Source organism: Shinella sp. HZN7 (assembly GCF_001652565.1).
Taxonomy (GTDB): Bacteria; Pseudomonadota; Alphaproteobacteria; order Rhizobiales; family Rhizobiaceae; genus Shinella; species Shinella granuli.
Window position 1 is genome coordinate 280,772 of record NZ_CP015736.1, and the last position, 17,716, is coordinate 298,487.

The 17,716-nt window shown below is 64.9% G+C and carries 16 protein-coding genes and 1 pseudogene; 11 read left to right on the forward strand and 6 right to left on the reverse strand.

Features of this window, described 5'->3' with window-relative positions:
- The first annotated feature begins 114 nt into the window (after positions 1-114).
- Together shn_RS01390 and shn_RS01395 are read left to right on the forward strand one after the other, a co-directional pair.
- Positions 115-1,497, forward strand: coding sequence for a nicotinate phosphoribosyltransferase (locus shn_RS01390; RefSeq protein WP_064328840.1), 1,383 nt, complete (start codon positions 115-117; stop codon positions 1,495-1,497).
- 57 nt (positions 1,498-1,554) lie between these two features.
- Complete coding sequence (locus shn_RS01395) at positions 1,555-1,890, forward strand: DUF6665 family protein (protein ID WP_064328841.1); 336 nt, start codon at positions 1,555-1,557, stop codon at positions 1,888-1,890.
- Position 1,891: 1 nt separating this feature from the next.
- Here the strand turns inward: shn_RS01395 and shn_RS01400 are convergent, their stop codons facing one another.
- From shn_RS01400 to shn_RS01410, 3 genes are read right to left on the reverse strand one after another with little or no spacing between them, the layout of a single operon-like run.
- A complete protein-coding gene (locus tag shn_RS01400) occupies positions 1,892-3,142 on the reverse strand; it encodes a hypothetical protein (protein WP_064328842.1) in 1,251 nt (416 codons plus the stop codon).
- A gap of 51 nt (positions 3,143-3,193) precedes the next feature.
- Positions 3,194-4,066, reverse strand: coding sequence for a DUF817 domain-containing protein (locus shn_RS01405; RefSeq protein ID WP_371328584.1), 873 nt, complete (start codon positions 4,064-4,066; stop codon positions 3,194-3,196).
- A 7-nt stretch (positions 4,067-4,073) separates the two neighbouring features.
- A complete protein-coding gene (locus shn_RS01410; protein ID WP_064332388.1) occupies positions 4,074-4,700 on the reverse strand; it encodes a ribonuclease D in 627 nt (208 codons plus the stop codon).
- 110 nt (positions 4,701-4,810) lie between these two features.
- Here shn_RS01410 and shn_RS01415 point away from each other — a divergent pair, with 110 nt between their 5' ends.
- Both shn_RS01415 and shn_RS01420 read left to right on the forward strand, forming a co-directional pair.
- Positions 4,811-5,089, forward strand: a complete 279-nt coding sequence (locus shn_RS01415; RefSeq protein ID WP_064328843.1) for a hypothetical protein — start codon at positions 4,811-4,813, stop codon at positions 5,087-5,089.
- A gap of 53 nt (positions 5,090-5,142) precedes the next feature.
- Positions 5,143-6,174 carry a hydroxyacid dehydrogenase gene (locus shn_RS01420; protein ID WP_064328844.1) on the forward strand — a complete coding sequence of 344 codons (1,032 nt, stop codon included), beginning with the start codon at positions 5,143-5,145 and terminating at the stop codon, positions 6,172-6,174.
- Positions 6,175-6,223: 49 nt separating this feature from the next.
- Here shn_RS01420 and shn_RS01425 read toward each other — a convergent pair whose 3' ends face one another.
- The 3 genes and pseudogenes from shn_RS01425 to shn_RS01435 all read right to left on the reverse strand — a co-directional run bounded on the left by shn_RS01425 (position 6,224) and on the right by shn_RS01435 (position 9,968).
- Positions 6,224-6,478: a GlsB/YeaQ/YmgE family stress response membrane protein gene (locus tag shn_RS01425; protein WP_064328845.1), complete on the reverse strand. Its 255-nt coding sequence runs from the start codon at positions 6,476-6,478 to the stop codon at positions 6,224-6,226.
- Positions 6,479-6,573: 95 nt separating this feature from the next.
- Positions 6,574-7,863 carry an L-rhamnose catabolism isomerase gene (gene rhaI, locus shn_RS01430; RefSeq protein WP_064328846.1) on the reverse strand — a complete coding sequence of 430 codons (1,290 nt, stop codon included), beginning with the start codon at positions 7,861-7,863 and terminating at the stop codon, positions 6,574-6,576.
- Between the two features lie 12 nt (positions 7,864-7,875).
- Positions 7,876-9,968 (reverse strand): annotated as a pseudogene (locus shn_RS01435) (bifunctional rhamnulose-1-phosphate aldolase/short-chain dehydrogenase).
- A 200-nt stretch (positions 9,969-10,168) separates the two neighbouring features.
- On the opposite strand from shn_RS01435, the gene shn_RS01440 reads away from it, so the two are divergent.
- From shn_RS01440 to shn_RS01470, 7 genes are all read left to right on the forward strand, one after another.
- A complete protein-coding gene (locus shn_RS01440) occupies positions 10,169-10,981 on the forward strand; it encodes a DeoR/GlpR family DNA-binding transcription regulator (protein WP_064328847.1) in 813 nt (270 codons plus the stop codon).
- 30 nt (positions 10,982-11,011) lie between these two features.
- Positions 11,012-12,001, forward strand: a complete 990-nt coding sequence (gene rhaS / locus shn_RS01445) for a rhamnose ABC transporter substrate-binding protein (protein WP_064328848.1) — start codon at positions 11,012-11,014, stop codon at positions 11,999-12,001.
- Between the two features lie 217 nt (positions 12,002-12,218).
- Positions 12,219-13,715, forward strand: a complete 1,497-nt coding sequence (locus shn_RS01450; RefSeq protein ID WP_064328849.1) for a sugar ABC transporter ATP-binding protein — start codon at positions 12,219-12,221, stop codon at positions 13,713-13,715.
- Complete coding sequence (locus shn_RS01455; protein ID WP_064328850.1) at positions 13,712-14,695, forward strand: ABC transporter permease; 984 nt, start codon at positions 13,712-13,714, stop codon at positions 14,693-14,695. Before shn_RS01450 ends, shn_RS01455 begins: the two co-directional genes overlap by 4 nt.
- Positions 14,688-15,686 (forward strand): ABC transporter permease, encoded by a 999-nt coding sequence (locus tag shn_RS01460; protein WP_064328851.1) that lies wholly within the window; start codon positions 14,688-14,690, stop codon positions 15,684-15,686. Before shn_RS01455 ends, shn_RS01460 begins: the two co-directional genes overlap by 8 nt.
- A 3-nt stretch (positions 15,687-15,689) precedes the next feature.
- The gene (gene rhaM / locus shn_RS01465; protein WP_064328852.1) at positions 15,690-16,004 is read left to right on the forward strand and encodes an L-rhamnose mutarotase; all 315 of its coding nucleotides are present in this window, start codon (positions 15,690-15,692) and stop codon (positions 16,002-16,004) included.
- A 4-nt stretch (positions 16,005-16,008) separates the two neighbouring features.
- The gene (locus shn_RS01470) at positions 16,009-17,370 is read left to right on the forward strand and encodes an FGGY-family carbohydrate kinase (RefSeq protein ID WP_064328853.1); all 1,362 of its coding nucleotides are present in this window, start codon (positions 16,009-16,011) and stop codon (positions 17,368-17,370) included.
- Positions 17,371-17,716: the final 346 nt, after the last annotated feature.

Sequence of the window (17,716 nt, forward strand, 5' to 3'; positions counted from 1 at the left end):
CCTCGAATTGTCCCGCGCAGCGGCTCTTGCCCCTTATGCTCGGCTCGCGTAAATCTTCGCGGCACTGTTGCGCCGCCGCTTGTTCGCCGGCCGCGGATGCGGCGGAGACCCTCGATGAACCTCACCAACCTCATCCTCAACACCGACAGCTACAAGTTCAGCCACTACCTGCAATATCCGCCGGAAACCCGCGCCATCTCCTCCTATGTCGAGGCGCGCGGTCACTCGGAGCAGGCGGAAGTGCTGTTCTTCGGCCTCCAGATGTTCCTCAAGGAATATCTGTCGAAACCGGTGACGATGGCGGACGTGGACGAGGCCGAGGGGATCGTCACGGCCCATGGCCTGCCGTTCAACCGCGCGGGCTGGACGCATATCGTCGCGAAACACGGCGGTTTCCTGCCGCTGCTCATCGAGGCGCTGCCGGAGGGCACGCTGGTGCGCCGCGGCGTGCCGGTCGCGCAGGTGGTGAACACCGATCCCGAATGCTACTGGCTGACCTCCTATATCGAGACGGCGCTGCTGCGCGCCATCTGGTATCCGAGCACGGTCGCCTCCAATTCGCGCAAGGTGAAGCAGATCATCCAGCCGATCCTGGAAAAGACCTGCGAGGACCCGGCCGCCGTGCTCCCCTTCCGCCTGCACGATTTTGGCGCGCGCGGCACGACGAGTTTCGAGCAGGCGGGCATCGGCGGGGCGGCGCACCTCGTCAATTTCATGGGTACCGATACGGTGAGCGCCGTGCTGTTCGCGCGCCGATATTACGGTGCCGACATGGCCGGCTTCTCCATTCCCGCCTCCGAGCACTCGACCATGACGTCCTGGGGCCAGGAACGCGAGGCCGAGGCCTATGGCAACATGATCGACCGGTTCGGGAGCAAGGGCCTCTATGCGGTCGTCTCCGACAGCTACGACATCAACAATGCCGTCACGGAAATCTGGGGCAAGCAGTTGAAGGATCGGGTGCAGGCCGCCGGCGGCACGCTCGTCGTGCGGCCGGACAGCGGCGATCCGGTGGAAACGCCGGTGCAGGTGGTGCGCCAACTCGCCTATGCCTTCGGCACGCATCTCAACGCCAAGGGCTACAAGGTGCTGGACAACAGCGTGCGCGTCATCCAGGGCGACGGCATCTCGCCCGCCGATATCGGCCTCATCCTCGGCCGGCTGGAAGCCTTCGGCTTCTCTGCGGAGAACATCGCCTTCGGTATGGGAGCAGGGCTCCTGCAGAAGGTCAACCGCGACACCTATTCCTTCGCCATGAAAGCCAATGCAAGACAGGACACCGGCGGCGCCTGGCATGACGTCTACAAGCGCCCGGCGACGATGAACCTCAAGGCCTCCAAGGCTGGACGCCAGGCCGTGGTGGCGGGCGTCGGCGGGTTCGAGGCCGCGCGCATCGACCAACTCGCCGGCCGCGAGAACCTTCTGCAGCCCGTCTGGCGTGACGGCAGGCTCCTCGTCGACTGGACCTTCGACGCCGTGCGCGCCCGCGCCGCCTGAGGCCTTGCGGCAGGGCTCCCGGCGCGCCATCTTGAGTCCGATGACTGGAGATGAAAGATGACGGTTCGCCCGCCGCAGGCGCTTGCCCCTTCCTTCAGCAAGGACACCGGGCTCAACATCCTCGAATACGAACTGATGTCGGAGCGGGCGGACGCGCTCGGCCGGCACGGGCTGAAGGTGGAAAAGGCGCTGGAACTGCTGGCCGGGCGCCTTGCCGCGGGCTGCGGCGAAGAGGAGCGGGAAGACCTCCTCAACGACGCTGCCGACAAGGTCTGGGCCTTCTTCATCCAGCGGGAAATATGCGGCCTGCGCAGCCAGAAGGACGCGATCCGCCGCTACGCCATTCCGCCGGAGGTCATCGCCCGGCTCGGCATCGTGCGGCGCAAGGCCTGAACTACAGGGCGACGATCTGGCGCGTGATGAGATCGTAGATACCGTTGTCGTCGACGCGCAGCGCGAAGATTTCCCTGCGCGCCGCTTCGCGCTCTTCCTGTTCCCGCACGCCGGCTGCGTCGAGCTTGCGAACGGCCTCGCCCGTCGTTTCCGCCGGGATGTCCTCGCCGTCGCCGGCTTTCTCCGTCTTGGCGGGGACCTTGTCGGCAAGCTGGGTCGTCTCGGCACCGGCGGCGAGGAGCTGGATCGTGTCGAGCGCGGCGGCGGCCGGATCGTCCCGCCGCTTGTCCTCCCGCACGCCCTTGGCTGCATCGGCATGGGCGCGGCCGACCGCGTCCTGGAGATCCTGCACGTCCTCCAGCTTCTCGCCGGCTTCCAGCGAGCGGATCGTCTCCTCGCGTTCCTTGCGCGTTTCCGCGTCCTCGATGCGGGTCGGGTCGCGCCGGGTCCGGTCGAGCTTCAGCTCCTCGATGGTCTTCGGGTTCGCCGCGTCCTCCAGACGGGCGAGCACCTTGCGCATTTCGGGCGTCAGCGCCTTCTCGTCCTCGGCCTTCTCGGCAAGCGCATCCTTCACCCGCCCGGCTTCCGTGCCATAGGGGTTGCGGATTGCCGCGATGAGATCGGTCGCCTTGAGGCCGAGATCGGCAAGGCCGGATTTCTTCTCGAGCGTCGCCACGTCTTCCGGCAGTTCGCCGCGAAGGCGCGTCAGCATGCCGGAAAGGCGCTGCTCGAAATCGGCATCCACTTCGCCCTCGCCCTGCGTCACGCCGGCGGTCAGCGCAAGGCGGGCGACGAGGTTGGCCGCCGCATCGTCCGACGGACCGGCCATGGCCTGCCTGACGGCGGTGAGCGTGGTGCCAAGCCCGCGAAGGGTGACATTGAGCGTGCTGCCCTTGGCGGGAAGCGAGACCTGGTCGACGAGCGCCAGCCGGTCGGCAAGGCGCTGCGCAAAGGCACGGGCGCCCTCGCCCTCCTGCTGGGTGATGCCGAGCGTGTCGCTGAAGCGGGAAATCAGCTTGGCGAGCGTTTCCCCGCCGCGGGCATTGCTGCCGAAGAAATGTTCGTTGATGCGGGCATTGGCCTGCCGCGCCGTGTCGTCGGAGCGCAGCGGCGCCTGTTTCTGCGCGTCGTCCTTCGGCCGCCCGCTGGCCTTCTCGGCCTCCTCGCGGCGGCGCTCCTCGAGCGTTTCGACGATCGACTGCATCGCCGAGACGGCGGCGGTGGACTGCGCGCTCTGCAGGGGTGTCAACATGGCAACCTCCGGTCTCGCCGGAAGAATAGGCGGGAGGGGATTAACCGCGCGTTAAGCCTGCGCCCGCTGGTTTTCAGGGGGATCGGGCGGCTGCGGCCGGCAGACGATCGTCACGAGCACGAAGCTGACATAGAGCAGGAGATACCACGAGCCGAGCTTGGTGAAGGGCACCATGTGCCAGGTCGTCTGCCCCGGATAGAGCCACACGCCCGTCGCCGTGCCGATGTTCTCGGCGATCCAGAGGAAGATGGAGGTGAGGAAGGCGGCAACGACGAGCGGCATCCAGCGCGGCTTCTCCTCCACCGTGTAATAGATGCGCACGCGCCAGAAGAGGAGCACCGTCGCGGCGAAGAGCGCCAGGCGGATATCGACGAGAAAGTGGTGCAGGTAGAAGTTGGCGTAGATGGCGATTGCCAGCAGCGCCGTCGTCCAGAAGGGCGGATAATGGGTGAAGCGCATGTCGAAGATGCGCATGGCGCGCGCCATGTAGCTACCGACCGAGGCATACATGAAGCCGGAAAACAGCGGCACGCCGCCGATGCGGATCACGGCCTCCTCCGGATAGACCCAGGAGCCCATGTGGACCTTGAAGATCTCCATGGCCGTGCCGACGAGGTGATAGATCAGGATGACTTTCGCTTCCTCGAAGGTCTCCATCTTCAGCTTGAGGAACGTCACCTGGATGGCGAGCGCCATCAGGAACAGCGCGTCATAGCGATGGATCGGCCAGTCCGGCTGCCAGACGAGCTTCGTGGCGATGATCAGGCCCAGCATGAGCCCGCCGAAGAGGCAGGCCCAGGCCTGTTTCAGCCCGAACAGGATGAATTCCGCAAGGCCGGGCGGCAGCGTTTCGAGCCGGCCGCGAATCAGCCGGCGCAGCGGCTCCAGCGTCGGCCCGGTCTGGTGCTGCCATCCGTTCTGCACGGGCGGCTCAGCTATGGGCGAAGATGTCGGTCTCTTCCCAGCCGAGGAGGTCGAGCTTGGCGCGGGTCGGCAGGAAGGCGAAGCAGGCTTCCGCATGCGCCAGCCGGCCGTCGCGCACGAGGCGTGCCATCAGCTTGTCGCGAAGGGCATGGAGATGCAGCACGTCGGAGGCGGCATATTCGAGCTGCGCGGGCGACAGCGTCTCGGCCGCCCAGTCGGAGGACTGCTGCTGCTTGGAAATGTCGACTTCGAGCATTTCCTTCAGATTGTCCTTCAGGCCGTGCCTGTCCGTATAGGTGCGCGTCAGGCGCGAGGCGATCTTGGTGCAGAAGACCGGCGTGGTGGTGACGCCGAAGGTGTGGAACAGGACGGCGATGTCGAAGCGGCCGTAGTGAAAGATCTTCTGGCGGGCCGGGTCTTCCAGCATGGCGGTGAGATTCGGTGCGTCCTTCTGGCCGGCGGCGATGCGGATGACGTCCGCGGTGCCGTCGCCCGGCGAAAGCTGCACGACGCACAGCCGGTCGCGGCGCGGGATGAGGCCCAGCGTTTCGGTGTCGATGGCGATCGCGCCGGTATAGCGGGCGGCATCCGCCGCCGAGATGTCACCTTCGTGATACCGGATTGCACTTGCCATGAAAAACCCCATCTAAGCTGTCTCTGTGTCCGCTGGCCTATAGCGCATGTTTCCGGCCTGCGGTACTTCTTTATGGATTGCGAAGGACCGGCCCGCGGCCGAAAGATGATATGACGAAACGATTGATCCTTGCCGCCCTCACCGCATTGCTTTTCGCCCCCGTCGCCGGCGCGCAGGTGTTTCATGATCTGCCCGGCGTCGTGACGACCGAGGAGCACGAAGCCGAAGACCAGGTCTTCTGCGCGCCGCATTACATTCCCGCGCCGGAAAACAGCACGAAGCGCCACTGGGGCCGCACCGTCTACAATTGTACGCGCGGCGGGGTGACATCGAGCGGCAGCAACCTGCCGCTGTCGCGCGAGCGGAGCCTGCGCGGCTACGACTGGTAGCACGCCCGTTCATTCCCGGCCGGTCCGGCCGGCGCCATTCATCCGGAGGAGCCATGACCGACGAAAGCCTGCCGCTGGTGATCAGCGCGCCCGAACCGCGCACGCTGGACCTGATCTTCACCCCGGCCGCGCAGGCCGAACTGCGTCGGACCTATCGCCTCGTCGAGGCCGATCCGGAAGACATTGCCGGGCTCGGCGACGCGGTGCTCGGCGAGGCACGCTACATCATCGGCCAGCCGCCGCTCTCCGCCGAAACGCTGGCGCGCATGCCGAACCTGCGCGCGATCCTCAATGTCGAGAGCAACCTCCTCAACAACATGCCCTATGAGGTCCTGTTCGAACGCGGCATCCATGTCGTGACGACCGGCCAGGTCTTTGCCGAGCCGGTGGCCGAACTCGGCCTTGCCATGGCGCTGAACCTTGCCCGCGGCGTCATCGATGCCGATGTCGCCTTCCGCGACGGCACGGAACTGTGGGGCGGGGAGGGCAACCGGTCCGCGCGCCTCCTCTCCGGTTCCGAGGTCGGCATCGTCGGCTTCGGCGATCTCGGCCGGGCGCTCAACCGCGTTCTCTCGGGCTTCCGCGCGAAAATCCGCGTCTTCGACCCTTGGCTGCCGCCGTCGATGCTGCGTGAAGCCGGTGTCGAGCCGGCCTCGCTCTCCGAGGTGCTGGCCATGAGCGACTTCGTCTTCGTCGTCGCCTCGGTGACGAGCGAGAACAGGGGCTTCCTCGGGGCCGAGGCCTTCGCCTCCATGCGCAAGGGGGCGGCCTTCATCCTGCTCAGCCGGGCGGACGTCGTCGATTTCCCGGCGCTGATGGCGGCGGTCGCTTCCGGCCATATCGTCGCGGCGAGCGATGTCTATCCGGAGGAGCCGCTGCCGGCGGACCATCCGGTGCGCGGGCTGAAGGGCTTCATCCGCTCGGCCCACCGCGCCGGCGCGCTGGACAGCGCCTTCAAGAAGATGGGCGACATGGTGCTGGAGGACATGGCGCTGATGGACCGCGGCCTGCCGCCGATGCGCTGCAAGCGGGCCGAGCGCGAGACGGTCTCGCGCATGCGCTCGAAACCGGTGAGCGTCAACTGAAAAGGCCGTGGCGGAAACCGCCACGGCCTTTTCGTTTCATGGCGTGCGATCAGGCGCGCTTGATGACCTTGATGAGCACGAGCAGGATCACCGCGCCGATCGTGGAATGGATGATCGCGGCGATGATGCCGCTGCCGAGGCTGATGCCGATGGCCGGAAAGAGGAAACCGGCGATGAAGGCGCCGACGATGCCGACAACGATATTGCCGATCAGGCCGAAGCCGAAGCCCGAAACGATCAGGCCGGCCAGCCAGCCCGCAATGGCGCCGACGATGAGGAAAACGAGAATGCTTTCAATGCCCATACGATGCTCCCTTAGACAGTCTCATTCTGTCCCCGTCCAATCTGGCAGCGGTTTTCCGGAAAGCAAGGGGGTCTGAGAACTTCTCTTCGGCGGTATCAGACGATGCCGCCGCCGCCGCTCGCCACGGCCGGCCGTTCCCCCGCCACCTTCGCCCGGTAGCCCGCCGCGCGGTATGTCGCGACTGGCTCGATCGCCCCGCCCGTCTCCAGCCGCGCCATGGCGAGGATCGGCTCGACATCGGTGCGGAAACCGGCCTTCAGCGTTTCCGAGGCCATCAGCGCGTCGTTCGCATCCTGGTAGCCGGTGAGCGCCGCGCGATCGACGATCAGCCCCTGCGCATAGGCCCGGCAGACCTCCATGGCGCTGCGCATCAGGCTTTCGATCGGATCGGTGACATTGTGGCTCTGGTCGAGCATGTGCGCGGGTGCAAAACCTTCGGCCTGGCGCACTTCCGCATCCACCAGCTCGTTGAAGACGAGAAAGAGGCGATAGGGATCGATCGAACCGGTATCGAGGTCGTCGTCGCCATATTTCGAATCGTTGAAATGGAAGCCGCCGAGCTTCCTGAACTGGATGAGGCGGGCGACGATCATCTCGATATTGACGTTCGGCGCATGGTGGCCGAGGTCGACAAGGCAATAGGCCTTCGGACCGAGTTCCTGCGCGATCAGGTAGTTGGTGCCCCAGTCCTGCACCACCGTTGAATAGAAGGCCGGCTCGTACATCTTGTGCTCGGTGAAGAGCCGCCAGTCCTCCGGCAGCGCCTTATAGATCGCCTTCATCGCGTCGAGATAGCGCTCGAAACTCTTGGTGAAATTCGCCTGCCCCGGAAAATTCGTGCCGTCGCCGATCCAGACCGTCAGCGCCTTCGAGCCGAGGGCCTTGCCGATGGCGATGCATTCCAGATTGTGCTCGACGGCCTGCCGGCGCGTCGCGGCATTGGCGTGCGACAGCGAGCCATATTTGTAGGAATGTTCCTGCTGCGGCGCGTCGGAAAAGGTGTTGGAGTTCATCGCGTCGAAGCCGAGGCCGAGCGCCTTGCCCTTCTCCTTCAATTCCGCGAGGTCCGCCACCTTGTCCCACGGAATATGCAGCGAGACGGTCGGCGTGGCGCGGGTCAGTTCCTGGATGACGGCGCAATCCTCCAGCTTGTCGAAGATGTTGCGCGGCTCGCCCTCGCCGGGAAAGCGCGCAAACCGCGTGCCGCCCGTGCCGACGCCCCAGGAGGGCACCGCCACCGCATAGGCCGCGACCTTCCGCTTCACCGCATCGATATCGACGCCGCGGCGGGCAAGCTGCGCGCCTAGATGATCATAATCCTGCCGGAGATCGGCGCGGCGCCTGTCGTTCTCGCGTGCGATCACGTCTTCGGAAATCATCGTCATCGGTCGATCTCCTCAGCGCGTGAAGGACTGGGCATTGCCCGCGTCGACATTGATGATGTTGCCGGTCGATTTCGCCGACATATCGGAGGCGAGGAAGTAGATGGCCTCCGCGATATCCTCCGGGAAGACCGAGAGCTTCAGCATGGAGCGCTCGCGATAATGCGCTTCGAGGTCATCCGTCTTGTAGGTCGCGGCGCGCTGTTCCTTCCATTCGCCGGTCCAGATTTTCGAGCCGCGCAGCACGGCGTCCGGGTTCACCACGTTGACGCGGATCTGCTCCGAGGCACCCTCCAGCGCCAGGCACCGGGCAAGGTGGATTTCGGCCGCCTTCGCCGTGCAATAGGCCGCGGCGCCGGGGGAGGCGGCAAGGCCGTTCTTGGAGGCCACGAAGACGACGTTGCCGCCCGCCTTCTGCCGGCGGAAGATGCGGAAGGCCTCGCGCGCGACGAGGAAATAACCCGTCGCGAGAATGCCGATATTCCTGTCCCAAAGCTCCAGCGTCGTCTCCTCGATCGGCGCCGAGGAGGCAAGGCCGGCATTGGAGACGAGGATATCGAGGCCGCCAAATTCCACCAGCGTATCGGCAAAACTTTTTGCGACGAGCGCTTCGTCGGTGACGTTCATGGCAACCGAGCGCACGACATCCCTGCCGTAGCGGCCGGCAAGCTCGTTCTCGGCCGCGGCGAGCGCCGTCTCGTCGATATCGGCGAGCACGACGCAGGCGCCCTCGGCCATCAGCCGGTCCGCCGTCGCCTTGCCGATGCCGCCGGCCCCGCCCGTGACGAGCGCGATGCGGCCGGCCAGGCTTTTCGGTTTCGGCATGCGCTGGAGTTTTGCCTCCTCCAGCAGCCAGTATTCGATATCGAAGGCCTCCTGCTCCGGCAGGCCGACATAGTCGGAAACGCCGGAGGCGCCGCGCATCACGTTGATGGCGTTAACATAGAATTCCGCGGAAATGCGCGCCGTCGCCTTGTCCTTGGCAAAGGTGATCATGCCGACGCCGGGCACGAGGTAGACGACCGCATTCGGATCGCGCATGGCCGGGCTGTTGTCCCGCTTGCAGCGCTCGTAATAGGCCGCGTAGTCGGCACGGTAGGCGGCGATTGCATCGGCGAGGCCGGCAAGCGTCCTGTCGATATCCGGATCGGCCGGATCGAAATCGACGACCAGCGGGCGGATTTTCGTGCGCAGAAAATGGTCCGGGCAACTCGTGCCGAGCGCCGCCAGCGGTGCAAGGTTCTTCGACGTCACGAAATCGAGCACGGCCTCGCCATCGTCGAAATGACCGACCTTCTTCTCGTCCCGGCTGATCATGCCGCGGATGACCGGCATCAGCTTTTCCGCGATCGCCCGGCGTTCGGCCGGGGGAGCACCGGCTTCACCGCGCCGCCGAAAGCGGGGCCTGCATTGTTGTCCTCGAACCAGCCGATCGCCTTGTTGATGATCTCGATCGTCGTCTCGTAGCATTCCTTCGCCGTATCGCCCCAGGTGAAGAGACCATGGCTTTCCAGCACCACACCACGCGCGCGCGGATTTTCCAGGCAGAATTTTTCGAGCCACAGGCCAAGCTCGTAGCCCGGCCGCTTCCAGGGCAGCCAGCCGATGTCATCGCCGAAAATTTTTTGGGTCAATTCCCGGGAATTCTTCGCGGCGGCGATGGCGATGATCGCATCGGGGTGCATGTGGTCGACATGCTTCTTCGGCACATAGGCATGCAGCGGCGTATCGATGGAGGCGGCGCGTGGGTTGAGGTTGAAGGTGCAATGGGGCAGGTACGCCACCATCTCGTCCTCCTGCTCGACGCCGCGATAAAGGCCCTTCAGCGCGTCGAGCTTGTCCATGTAGAGCGTGGCGAAGCCGTCCATCCGGATGGTGCCGACATCGCCGCCCGACCCTTTCACCCAGAGCACCTCGACCTCGCCGGCACCGAGCGGATCCGTCTCCATCACCTTCGCAGACGTGTTGCCGCCGCCGTAATTGGTGATGCGCTTGTCGGAACCGAGCAGGTTGGAGCGATAGAGCAGCCGCTCGGCTTCGGTCATCGTCGACGCCCTGGCGTCGTCCCACAGGTTGGCAAGGCGTGCGCCCTGGTTCTTCTCCAGCATCGGCATTTCCTCCCGGTATTTCCCATGCGCAAGGCTTCCGCCGCGCCTGAAGGCATGCTTTCAGATCACATGAGAGCACCGCCGATGTCAATCATAAACGATCAAAAACAATCATACTGCGCTGCACAATGAAAAAATATGATTGATCGTGATTGACATTGCGCGGTCCTGATGGAAGCATTGCCAGCATTGGAGGAGCCATGCACGAGAAGGAAAGACACCGGATCATTCTGTCCGCCGTCCAGGAAAAGCCGGTCGTCACCGTGCCCGAACTGGTGGACCTGACCGACAGTTCCGAGGCGACGATCCGGCGCGACATCGCGGCGCTGCATGTACAGAAGAAGCTGCGCCGGGTGCGCGGCGGGGCGGAGGCGTTGCATCCGCCGCAATTCGTCGGCCTCGCCGGCCGGCCCTTCACGGTCAACGAGACGCTCAACACCCGCCAGAAGCAGGCGATCGCCAAGGAGGCCGTGGCGCTCTGCGAGGATGGCGACCCGATCATCATCAACGGCGGCACCACCACGTTCCAGATGGTGCATTTCCTGACCAACCGCCGCATGCAGGTTTTCACCAATTCTTTCAACATCGCCGAGCACCTGCTGAAGCATTCGAAGAACACGATCATGCTCTCCGGCGGCACGATCTACCGCGAGCAGAACATCGTGCTCAGCCCCTTCGACAATGACGTGACGCGCAATTTCTATGCGCGCCGCATGTTCATGGGTGCGCAGGGCATCGGCCCGCTCGGGCTGATGGAGGCCGACCCGCTGCTGATTCAGGCCGAGCAGAAGCTGATCGACCAGGCGGACGAGTTGGTCGTGCTGGTCGATTCCACCAAATTCAAAAAACGCTCCAGCCTCATCCTGTGCGGGTTGAAGCGCATCGCAACCATCATCACGGATTCGGGCATCGAGGACAGGGATGCCGCGATGCTGGAGGAGGCCGGCGTCAACCTGATCGTCGCGAACGTTCAGGCCGACGCCAAGACTGGGAATGCACCCTCATCGGCGTGAGGCCGATGGATTTCACTGGGAGGAGACGTCGTGAAAATTCTGAAGACACTGCTCGTGACGGCGGCCGTTTCGGTCGCGCTGATCGCCAACACCGCGCAGGCGGAAACCAAGAAGATCGCCCTCGTCGTCAAGGCGCTCGGCATCGGCTTCTTCGAGGCCGCCAACAAGGGCGCGCAGGAAGCCGCCAAGGAACTCGGCGACGTCGAGGTCATCTATACCGGCCCGACGACGACCACCGCGGAAGGCCAGATCGAGGTGATCAACTCGCTGATCGCCCAGAAGGTCGACGCCATCGCCGTTTCGGCGAACGACACGAATGCCCTGGTGCCCGCCCTCAAGAAGGCGATGGACCGCGGCATCAAGGTCATCTCCTGGGATTCGGGCGTGGCGCCGGAGGGCCGCTCGATGCACCTCAATCCGTCGTCGAACCCGCTGATCGGCAACATGATCATCAAGCTTGCCGCCGATAATCTTCCCGACGGCGGCGACGTCGCCGTGCTCTCGGCCACGGCCACCTCGACGAACCAGAACGTCTGGATCGCGGAGATGAACAAGGTGCTCGGCAACTACAAGGGCATCAACGTCGTCGCTACCGTCTATGGCGACGACCTTGCCGACAAGTCCTATCGCGAGACGCAGGGGCTTATCCAGTCGCATCCGGACCTCAAGGCGATCATCGCGCCGACCTCCGTCGGCATCGTCGCCGCCGCGCAGGCCGTCACCGATGCCGGCAAGATCGGCCAGATCAACGTCACCGGCCTCGGCCTTCCCTCGGAAATGGCCGGCCATGTGAAGTCGGGCGCCTCGAAATCCTTCGCGATCTGGAACCCGATCGACCTCGGCTATTCGGCGACGATGATCGCCTATGACCTGATCGGCGGCGCGGAAGCCAAGCCCGGCGCGGAACTGAAGATCGGCCGCATGGGCACCGTCAAGCTCGACGACAACAACGAAGGCGCCATGGCCGACCCGTTCGTCTATGATGCCTCGAATGTCGAGGAATTCGCCAAGATCTTCTGATCCGGCGTTTGAACGGAATGTGCCCCTCATCCGGCCTGCCGGCCACCTTCTCCCCGTGAACGGGGAGAAGGAACTTGCCGCAGCGCCTCTGTTCCCTCTCCCCGCTTGCGGGGAGAGGGCCAGGGTGAGGGGCAGCCCCACCCGCATCGCTCACCATCGAGCACGCCAAACCCAACCGGTGGACCGAGACTTGCTGCAAGACACGATCACATCGCGGATGAAGCCCGCCATCGCGCTCGAAGGGATATCCAAATCCTTCCCCGGCGTGCGCGCGCTCGCCGAGGTTTCGCTCTCGCTCTACCCGGGCTCGGTGACCGCGCTCGTCGGCGAGAACGGTGCCGGCAAGTCGACGCTGGTCAAGATCCTCACCGGCATCTACCAGCCCGACGAGGGCACCATCCGCGTCGACGGCGTGGAAACCCATTTCCCGACCGCCAATTCCGCCGCCAAAGCCGGCGTCACCGCCATCCACCAGGAAACCGTGCTGTTCGACGAACTCTCGGTCGCCGAAAACATCTTTTTGGGCCACGCCCCGCGCACCCGCCTTGGTCTCATCGACTGGAAGAGGATGAACGCCAATGCCCGCGCGCTGCTCGCCCGCGTCGGGGCCGATCTCGACCCGGCGATCCGCCTGCGCGATCTCGGCATCGCCAACAAGCACCTCGTCGCCATCGCCCGCGCGCTCTCCATCGACGCCCGCGTCGTCATCATGGACGAGCCGACGGCGGCCCTGTCGCACAAGGAAATCCACGAACTCTACGAACTGGTCGACCGGCTGAAGGCGGACGGCAAGGCGATCCTCTTCATCTCGCACAAGTTCGACGAGATTTTGCGTATCGCCGACCGCTACACCGTCTTTCGCGATGGCCGGATGGTGGGCGAGGGGCTGATATCGGAGACCACGCAGGACGACCTCGTGCGCCTGATGGTCGGCCGCGATGTCGGCCAGGTCTTTCCCAAGCAGGACGTCGCGATCGGCGAGCCGGTGCTGACAGTCTCCGGCTATCGCCACCCGACCGAATTCGAGGACATCCATTTCGAGCTGCGCCGCGGCGAGATCCTGGGTTTCTACGGCCTCGTCGGCGCCGGTCGCTCGGAATTCATGCAGTCGTTGATCGGCATCACGAAACCCTCGGCCGGCGCGATCCGGCTGGACGGCGAGATCAAGGTCATCCGCTCGCCGGCGGAGGCCATCGAGGCCGGCATCGTCTATGTGCCGGAGGAGCGCGGCCGGCAGGGCGCGATCATCGGCCTGCCGATCTTCCAGAATGTCACGCTGCCCTCGCTCTCGCGCACCTCGCGTTCCGGTTTTTTGCGCATGGCGGAGGAATTCGCCCTGGCGCGGGAATATACCGCGCGCCTTGATCTCCGCGCCGCCTCGCTCGACCAGGATGTCGGCACGCTCTCCGGCGGCAACCAGCAGAAGGTGGTGATCGCCAAATGGCTGGCGACGCGGCCGAAGGTGATCATCCTCGACGAGCCGACCAAGGGCATCGACATCGGCTCGAAGGCCGCCGTGCACGCCTTCATGAGCGAACTTGCCGCCTCGGGCCTCAGCGTCATCATGGTCTCCTCGGAAATCCCGGAGATCATGGGCATGGCCGACCGGGTCATCGTCATGCGCGAGGGCCGCATCGCCGGCCGCTTCGAGCGCGCCGACCTCACCGCCGAAAAACTCGTGCGCGCCGCCGCCGGCATCGAGGAGGCCGCATGAAACGCCTGCTCAAGAACCGCGAAATGTTGCTGGTCGTGGCTGTTGTCGCGCTGGTTACGCTGATCGCGCTGCGCTTCCCGCCCTTCGTGACGCCGGGCAATCTCGCCAATGTCTATAATGACACGTCGATCCTGATCATCCTGGCGCTCGGCCAGATGGCCGTCATCCTGACGCGCTGCATCGATCTCTCCATGGCGGCCAACCTCGCGCTGTCAGGCATGGTCGCGGCGATGATCAACGCGGCGATGCCCGGCCTGCCGATCCCGCTGATCATCCTCGTCGCCATGGCGCTCGGTGCGGTTCTGGGCTCGATCAACGGCCTGCTCGTCTGGAAGCTCGATATCCCGCCGATCGTCGTGACGCTCGGCACGCTCACCATCTATCGCGGCCTGATCTTCCTTCTCTCCGGCGGCGCCTGGATCAATGCGCACCAGATGAGCAATGCCTTCAAGGCGCTGCCGCGCACCACGCTCCTCGGCTTCCCGCTGCTCTCCTGGCTGTCGCTGGTCATCATCGCGCTGATGCTGGTGGTGATGCGGCGCACGCCGCTCGGCCGCGCCTTCTTCGCCGTCGGCGGCAATCCGCATGCGGCGGTCTATACCGGCATCGATGTCGGCCGCACGCGCTTCTTCGCCTATTGCCTGTCCGGCATGCTGGCCGGGCTTTCCGGCTATCTCTGGGTCTCGCGCTATGCGGTCGCCTATGTCGACATCGCGGCCGGCTTCGAACTCGATATCATCGCGGCCTGCGTCATCGGCGGCGTATCGATCGCCGGCGGCATCGGCTCGGTCGGCGGCGCGGTGCTCGGCGCGCTCTTCCTCGGCGTCATCAAGAATGCGCTGCCGGTCGTCAACATCTCGCCCTTCGCCCAGATGGCGATATCCGGCATGGTCATCATCATCGCCGTCGCCGTGAACGCCCGCGCCGAAAAGCGCAAGGGCCGGGTGATCCTCAGGAAAGCGGAGGCGGCCCATGGCTGAGAGCCCGATGGTGGCGCGCCACATCCCCGACCGGCTGGAAGGCCGCGGCGCCCGCCTCGTCAAGAGCTGGGAAACGCTGCTGATCGCCGTGGCGCTGGCGATCTTCCTCGTCAATTCCTTCGCCTCGCCCTATTTCCTCGATCCGTGGAACCTGTCCGACGCCACCTTCAACTTCACCGAAAAGGCGATGATCGCCTTCGCCATGGCGCTGGTCATCATATCAGGCGAGATCGACCTCTCCGTCGCCTCGATCATCGCGCTCACCTCCACCGTCATGGGCTATGCGGTGCAGCTCGGCTTCGATACGCCCGCGCTGGTTCTGGTCGGCCTTGCCACCGGCCTCCTCTGCGGCGCGTTCAACGGCCTGCTCGTCACCGGCCTCGGCCTTCCATCCATCGTGGTGACCATCGGCACGATGAGCCTTTTTCGTGGCCTCTCCTTCGTCATCCTCGGCGACAAGGCCTTTACCGGTTATCCGGCAAGTTTTTCGTGGTTCGGCCAGGGCTATGTCTGGTGGGTCTTCTCCTTCGAATTCTGTCTCTTCCTTTTGCTTGCAGTCGTCTACGGCGTGGTGCTGCACAAGACGAATTTCGGCCGCGCCGTCTATGCCATCGGCAACAACCAGACGGCCGCGCTGTTCTCCGGCGTCCGCGTCGGCCGGGTGAAATTCGTGCTTTTCCTTTTGACCGGCCTGATGGCGGCGATCGCCTCGATCTGCCTCACCGCCCGCCTCGGCTCGACGCGCCCCTCCATCGCGCTCGGCTGGGAACTGGAGGTGGTGACGATGGTCGTGCTCGGCGGCGTCAGCATCCTCGGCGGCTCGGGCACCATTCCGGGCGTGGTGCTGGCGGCGCTGATCATGGGCATGGTGACCTTCGGCTTCGGCCTCCTCAACGTGCCGGGCATCGTCATGTCGATCTTCATCGGCCTGCTGCTGATCTCCGTCATCGCGCTGCCGATCCTCTATCGACGCTTGCGCGGGAGCCATTGAGCCATGGAAAAATACGCCTTTCGCATGCGCCTCAACCCCGGCATGGCCGCCGAATACAAGGCGCGGCACGATGCGATCTGGCCGGAACTCTCCGCCCTGCTGAAGGAGGCCGGCGTCTCCGACTATTCCATCCATCTCGATGAGGAGACGAACCTGCTCTTCGGCGTGCTCCGGCGGCGCGACGACCACACGATGGCGGACCTGCCGAACCATCCGGTGATGCAGCGCTGGTGGGCTTACATGGCCGATATCATGGAGACGAAGCCGGACAACGAGCCCGTCGCCGTGCCGCTCGTCACCGTCTTCCACATGGAATGAGCCGATGAAAACCATCGCCGTCATCGATATCGGCAAGACGAACGCCAAGGTCGTGCTCGTCGATGGCGAAGACTTCCGGGAAGTCGCCGCCCGCACCATGCCGAATGGCGTGGTGAACGCTGCGCCCTATCCGCATTTCGATACGGAAAAGCTCTGGGCCTTCATCCTCGAAAGCCTCGCCGTGCTCAACAGCGAGCGCCCCATCGATGCGATTTCGATCACCACGCATGGCGCAACCGCCGCGCTGGTCGGCGAAGACGGCGACCTCGTGCTGCCGGTGCTGGACTACGAGCATGACGGCCCGCAGGCGCTTGCGGAAGACTACCGCGCCATCCGCCCGCGCTTCGAAGACAGCGGCACGCCCGTGCTGCCCGTCGGCCTCAATGCAGGCCTGCAGGTCTATTGGCAGTCGAAGGCGTTTCCGGACGCTTTTGCCAGAACGCGCTGGCTGCTGATGTATGCGCAATACTGGTCCTTCCGCCTCACCGGCATCGCCGCCAGCGAGGTGACGTCGCTCGGCTGCCACGCCGATCTGTGGGAGCCGCGGCGCGGCCGCTTTTCCAGCCTCGTCGAAAGCGAGGGGTGGACGCGCCTGATGCCGCCGGTGCGCAAGGCCGGCGACGTGCTCGGCCCGATCCATCGGGAGATCGCGGCGGCGACGGGCCTCGGGCCGGATGTGCCTGTTCATTGCGGCATCCACGATTCCAATGCCTCGCTGCTGCCCTATGTGCTGACGCGTCCCGCGCCCTATGCCGTCGTTTCCACCGGCACCTGGGTCGTGGTGATGGCGATGGGCGCTCGGCCGGTCGTGCTGGACGAGGCGCGGGATACGCTCATCAACGTCAATGCGCTTGGCGAACCGGTGCCGTCTGCGCGCTTCATGGGCGGGCGGGCCTTTTCCCTGCTCGGCGGCAAGTCCGGCGACCTGCCGGCCTCCGCCATCGCCGAGGTTTTTGAGCGCGGTGCCATGCTGCTGCCGTCGCTGCCGGAGGAATCCGGGCCGTTCCCCGGCCGCAAGGCGACCTGGACTATTGCGCGCGAGGATCTGGACGAGGATGCGGCGCAGGCGGTCATCGGCTTCCACCTTGCCCTGATGACGGCGACCTGCCTCGACCTAATCGGCGCGGCCGGGCCGGTGATCGTCGAAGGCCCCTTTGCGGCCAATCGCGCTTTTCTAGCGATGTTGAAGGTGGCGACGGGGCGGCCGGTGCTCGCCGGCGGCGGCGCGACCGGCACGAGCGTCGGTGCGGCGTGCCTTGCCGCGGGGGGCGCGCCGGAGCCCGCACTGGTCTTGGTGGAGGATGGGTTGCCGCAGGGCGCGGCGGACTACGCCGCGATGTGGCGCAGGCTTGCCGCCGAGAACTGAAGGCCGCTCAGAAAACCCGACCCTTGGCCGGGATGCGGCCTGCATCGATATCGAGAAGAAGATAGATGGCGGCCAGCGTCGCTGCTGCAATCACCGTGGCGCCCAGTCCCAGAACAATCATTGCCCGTTCCTCCTGACATCATTGTCAGTTCAGGCTTCGACCCTACGCGCGCGAGCTTGCGCGTGGCTGACGTTGGGTCGGATGAGTTTAATTTTAGCAATGCGATAAGCAAGCCATGAAGCATTAACCTTCAGGCAAGGAATTAACCATAAACATTGGACTACACGTCGGAATGGGAAATTCGCCGTTTCTCACCCAGGCATGATGCCGAACCGCCGTACCGGA